The sequence below is a fragment of the Mesorhizobium sp. M7A.F.Ca.CA.004.06.1.1 genome (assembly GCF_003999135.1).
Taxonomy (GTDB): Bacteria; Pseudomonadota; Alphaproteobacteria; order Rhizobiales; family Rhizobiaceae; genus Mesorhizobium.
In genome coordinates this window covers 1-4,662 of the sequence record NZ_RZPQ01000467.1, presented here as the reverse complement: position 1 = coordinate 4,662, position 4,662 = coordinate 1, and the positions used below count along the sequence as shown (strand labels likewise).

At 63.9% G+C, this 4,662-nt stretch carries 4 protein-coding genes; 2 read left to right on the top strand and 2 right to left on the bottom strand.

All coding sequences use genetic code 11. The features are described from left to right. Positions 1 to 204 precede the first annotated feature (204 nt). Positions 205 to 1,569: an Nramp family divalent metal transporter gene (locus EN906_RS23565; RefSeq protein ID WP_127271218.1), complete on the bottom strand. Its 1,365-nt coding sequence runs from the start codon at positions 1,567 to 1,569 to the stop codon at positions 205 to 207. Between the two features lie 233 nt (positions 1,570 to 1,802). Between EN906_RS23565 and mntR the strand changes: the two genes are divergently transcribed. Together mntR and EN906_RS23555 are read left to right on the top strand one after the other, a co-directional pair. Further along, positions 1,803 to 2,252 (top strand): manganese-binding transcriptional regulator MntR, encoded by a 450-nt coding sequence (mntR, locus tag EN906_RS23560; RefSeq protein WP_127271216.1) that lies wholly within the window; start codon positions 1,803 to 1,805, stop codon positions 2,250 to 2,252. 90 nt (positions 2,253 to 2,342) lie between these two features. Further along, on the top strand, positions 2,343 to 2,531 hold the full coding sequence (locus EN906_RS23555) for a hypothetical protein (protein ID WP_127271214.1): 189 nt from the start codon (positions 2,343 to 2,345) through the stop codon (positions 2,529 to 2,531). Positions 2,532 to 2,688: 157 nt separating this feature from the next. Here the strand turns inward: EN906_RS23555 and EN906_RS23550 are convergent. Then, positions 2,689 to 4,662 (bottom strand): hypothetical protein (locus EN906_RS23550; protein ID WP_127375417.1); only part of this gene is annotated, 1,974 nt, incomplete at its 5' end.

Sequence of the window (4,662 nt, the reverse complement as noted above, 5' to 3'; positions counted from 1 at the left end):
GGGACCGAGAAACGCCTCGCGCGGCACCTCGGTGAAAGCCGCTTCCAGGCGTGGGTCGGGCGAGCCGGCATGGGCGACCAGCAGCCGCGCGTAGAATTTCCTGATGTCTTCGATCCGGGCCATGCTGCGGGACAACATAGCGCGGATTGCCGATTTGTCGCGAGACTACCCTTGGCGCACGGTAGTCGATTTTCGAAGCGGAGCTTAGCCGATGCCGAACATGGTGTCGTAGAGCAGCTTGAAGTTGAGCCCCAGGATGACCGCGGCGACTACCCAGGCAAGGGCGGCGACGCCGCGCGGAATGGCGAGATTGCCCATCTTCTTCTTGTCGGAGACGAACTGCACCAGCGGGACGACCGCGAAGGGCAACTGCATCGACAGGATCACCTGGCTGAACACCAGCAACTGGCCGGTGCCCTTTTCGCCATAGAGCGCGGTGACGACCACCACCGGGATGATGGCGAGGCCGCGCGTCAAGAGCCGGCGTGCCCAGTTGGGGATGCGCAGGCGCAGGAAACCCTCCATGACGATCTGGCCGGCAAGCGTTGCGGTCACCGTCGAGTTCAGGCCGGAAGCCAGCAGCGCCACCGCGAACAGGATCGAGGCGATGCCAAGGCCGAGCAGCGGCGACAACAGCTCGAAAGCCTGGCCGATCTCGGCAACATCCTGATGGCCGGTGTTGTGGAAGGCGACCGCCGACACGATCAGGATGGCGGCATTGACGAACAAAGCCAGCATCAGGGCGATGGTCGAGTCCGTCGTTGCCCATTTGATGGCGTCGCGCTTGCCCTTTTCGGTGCGTTCATAGGCGCGGGTCTGCACGATCGAGGAGTGCAGATAGAGATTGTGCGGCATGACGGTGGCGCCGATGATGCCGATGGCGATGTAGAGCATCTCCGGGTTGGTAACGATCTGCGACGATGGCACGAACATGGCATGCAGGATCGAGCCTGCCGGCGGGGCGGCGACGAAGATCTGGATGGCGAAGCAGCTGAAGATGATGATCAGCAGCGCGACGACGAAAGCTTCGAGATAGCGGAAGCCCTTGTTCATCAGCAGCAGCACGAGGAAGGCGTCGAGCGCCGTCAGCATGGCGCCGCCGATAAGCGGAATGCCGAACAGAAGTTGCAGCGCGATCGCGGTGCCGATGACTTCGGCCAGGTCGCAGGCGATGATGGCCAGTTCGCAGGCAATCCACAGCACGAAGTTGACCGGACGGGGATAGTAGGCGCGGCAGGCCTGGGCGAGGTCGCGGCCGGTGGCGATGCCGAGTCGTGCCGCCAGCGCCTGCAAAAGGATCGCCATCAGGTTGGACAGCATGATGATGAACAGCAGCGTGTAGCCGAACTGCGCGCCGCCGGCGAGGTCGGTCGCCCAGTTGCCCGGATCCATATAGCCGACCGAGACCATGTAGCCGGGACCCATGAAGGCGAACAGGCGGCGGAACCAGACCCCCGAACTCGGAACGGCGATCGACGCGTTGACCTCGCGCAGGCTGGGCTCCTCGTCCTCGTCGGGCCTGGCGAACCGCCATGAGGAACGGGAGGCTGTGGCTTCGACTTCGGACATGGGGGAGGGCTTTCCGGGAGACTGGGCGATGTTCCCTTAAGCTATGCCATGGCTCAACATTATGCAATATGCTATATTTCATTGTCGGTGCTTTTTATTCTGCTGGCGGTATCGGGCGAACTCGCAATCGGAAGTCCGGTTGCACCTGTTGCGGAATGCAAATAAACGGCCTGAAGAATCAGAGCCCGTGCTATGAAAGCATGGATGGCAAATAGTCCTGGGAGGAGCGCGTATTGGCGCTGAAGAACAGACCGGTCCCGCGCGAGCCGCTGCTCGACGCCGAAATTCATTCGGAGGGCTTCCGGCAGCAGCGCGAAGCGCGCCGCAGCGCGCTGGTCGAGGATTATGTCGAGCTGATCGCCGACCTGATCGAAGACGGCAACGAGGCGCGCCAGGTGGACATCGCCGCACGCCTGGGCGTCGCCCAGCCGACAGTGGCCAAGATGCTGACCAGGCTGTGCGCCGACGGCCTGGTGTCGAGAAAGCCCTATCGCGGCGTGTTCCTGACCGATGCCGGCCGCAAGGTCGCGGAGCAAAGCCGCATCCGCCATCAGACGGTGGAAGCCTTTTTGCGCTCGCTTGGTGTCAGCGCCGAGACGGCACGCATCGACGCCGAAGGCATCGAGCACCATGTCAGCGCCGAGACGCTGGAAGCTTTCCGCAAGGCGATGACGGCGCGCTGAGCCGCCAGATTTCCGGCGCTGCCGGAACCGTCGCACGCCGGGCACGTTGCTCCCGACAGCGCGCGTTTTGTCGCGCGAACGGAGGAAGCGATGGGCATCGAACAAGCACCGACCGCAAAGGGCAAGCAGGCGGCCGCGGGACTGAAACGGGCGGCGGCGAGGGACGAGCGCAAGACCGAGGCGGAAACCGGCCGTCCGCTTAAAAAGGGCGCGGCGCGTTTCGAGGAACGGTCGAAGAGCTCTGACGGCAAGAGCGCCGGCGCCAAACAGGAAGATTAGGCGTCTGACGTGATTGGCTGCAGGCCAAGGCCGCTGTTGGACGTGGTTTACGTCCTTTCTTGCGGCAGTGTCTATCGCCCTCCGCTATGGCTGCGGGCGTTCGAGCCTTTTGAAAGGTCCAGTGGACCTTTCAATTTGCCTGCGGCAAACCGTTCCCTCACTCCCTGACATCCTGCACCCAGCTGCGCGGGTGGCCGTCGACGCGGAACTGGAAGATGAAATAGGGCGGGATGCAGGTGCCTTTGCCGGCTTTTGCCTGCACCAGATCGTCATAGCCTGCGGTGCAGATATAGTCCTCGCGGCAGGGATGCGCCTTGTCGCAGGCGCGCAGGCCGGCGGTCTTGGTGAATTCCTTCGTGCAGAATTTGTGGTCCTTGCCCGACGCGATGCAGTCGTTGAAGCCGGTCTTGGCCAGACGTCCGCACGTCGCCTCGTCGGGAAGCTTGTCGCAGCTCGCCTTGCGCAGCATGCCACCGGGAAAGCCGCCGGTCTTCTGCTGCGGATTGTCGTAGCGCTGGCGCGCCGCGCCATAGCCGGCGAGCTTGACCGGCGGCTTCTTGTCCCGCGCCGGGTCGATAGCGCAGGCCTTGGCGGTGGTCGGCGAGATGCGGCAATATTGGTCGCTGCCCCAGCTCGACATCCTGATCTCGCCGAACTCGACGGGATCACCGACCGCGGTGCCCGCGTCACTGACGCAGGTGCCGAAGCCCGGATGGATGGCGCTTTCGTGGACACCTGCGCAGCGCAGGCCCGCACCGCAGTTCCAGTCCTTGAAACTTGCATCCTCGCCGCGATAGCAGATCGAGCCCCAGCCATTGTAGAGGTCGGTGCCTTTCAGCGCCTCGGCATATCTGGCGTCCGGACGGGCGGCGAAGCCGCGCGTAAAGTCCGGGTGACTGCCGGCGGCGAACTGCTCGACGATGGCGCGGCGGCGCGGCAGGTCGGCGAAGAACACAGCCGAGCCCGGCACGAAGACGGCGTTGCGGCGCGGCTCGCTGGCCGGATCGGCGCCGGTGTAATGAAAGCCGGCAATGCCGCGCGTCTGATGGCAACCGGTGCAACTCATCTCGTTGAGCCGCAATTTGAAGCCGGCCGCCGACTTGATGGTGGCGAGCGTATTGCCCCTGGCGACGTAGTCCTTCAGCGCCTTGTCGATGTCGGCGTCGTCGACCAGCCCGTAGACGATGTTGTTCTGCGACCGGCTGAGGCCGCCGGGTGCGACGGAGACGGCGCTCCTGGCCAGGAATTTTTCATCGATGACCAGCCGGCCGTGATCCAGATCGTAGACGTTGCGGTCGGTGAGCAGCCATCTGGCAAAGGACGGCTTGTCGGCCAGCACGGTGGCGCGGTCGATCTGGTTTTCCATCTTCGCTTCATAGAAGCTGGACGTCGCCGGATCCCATTTGAAGATCTTCAGGAGGTATTCGGCATGACCGCCGAAATCGCGCCGCGTCGAGGCAGACAGGCGCAGCACCTGCATGTTGAGTTCGAGTCGCATGATCTGCGACGAATTGAGCATGGCGCCCGACAGCGGCCCCTCGTCGGAGCGCAGCCAGGCGGCAAGCTGGTCGGGCGGCAGGTCCTTTTTTCCGGCTGCCAGCCAGCGCTGGGCAATATCGGCGCAGGACACATCGGTGGCGCCTGGCAGGTCCTTGGAGGCGCGCGCTTGTGCCTGCCTGGGTTTGGCGTTGAACACCAGGCTCATGGTCAACGGCAGCCGCGAGGAAATGCGCTGGCCCGCCTTTCCCTTCACCGGCTTTTCAGCGATCGAATAGTGGAAGCGGTAGATCAGCCGGATCTCGCCGCATTCGGTGTGGCCGAGATAGCCGCGGTCCATGCGGTTGACAACGCCGGTGAGGTCCAGCGTCGAGCCGTCGTCGTCGATGTATTTCGGATTGAATTTCTGGCTGGTGTCCTTCGATCTGGCCATGTCGGCGACATAGGGGTCCGGACTGGTCTTCGGCTCGTCGGCGATCTGCTGCTTGACTGTGTCGCGCACCGTCGCCAAAGCCGGTACCGAGAACAGACCGCGATTGTCGACCTCGCGGGTCAGGCCGAGCGCTGGCCCCAGCAGGCGGCTGATCGACAGTCCGCCGCGTTCCAATGCCTGCAAAGTGGCGGGGGCGGGGGC

Bases quoted from the DNA above. Each gene is read 5' to 3' on its own strand.
- EN906_RS23565 (WP_127271218.1), bottom strand. From the start codon at position 1,569: ATGTCCGAAGTCGAAGCCACAGCCTCCCGTTCCTCATGGCGGTTCGCC.
- EN906_RS23555 (WP_127271214.1), top strand. From the start codon at position 2,343: ATGGGCATCGAACAAGCACCGACCGCAAAGGGCAAGCAGGCGGCCGCG.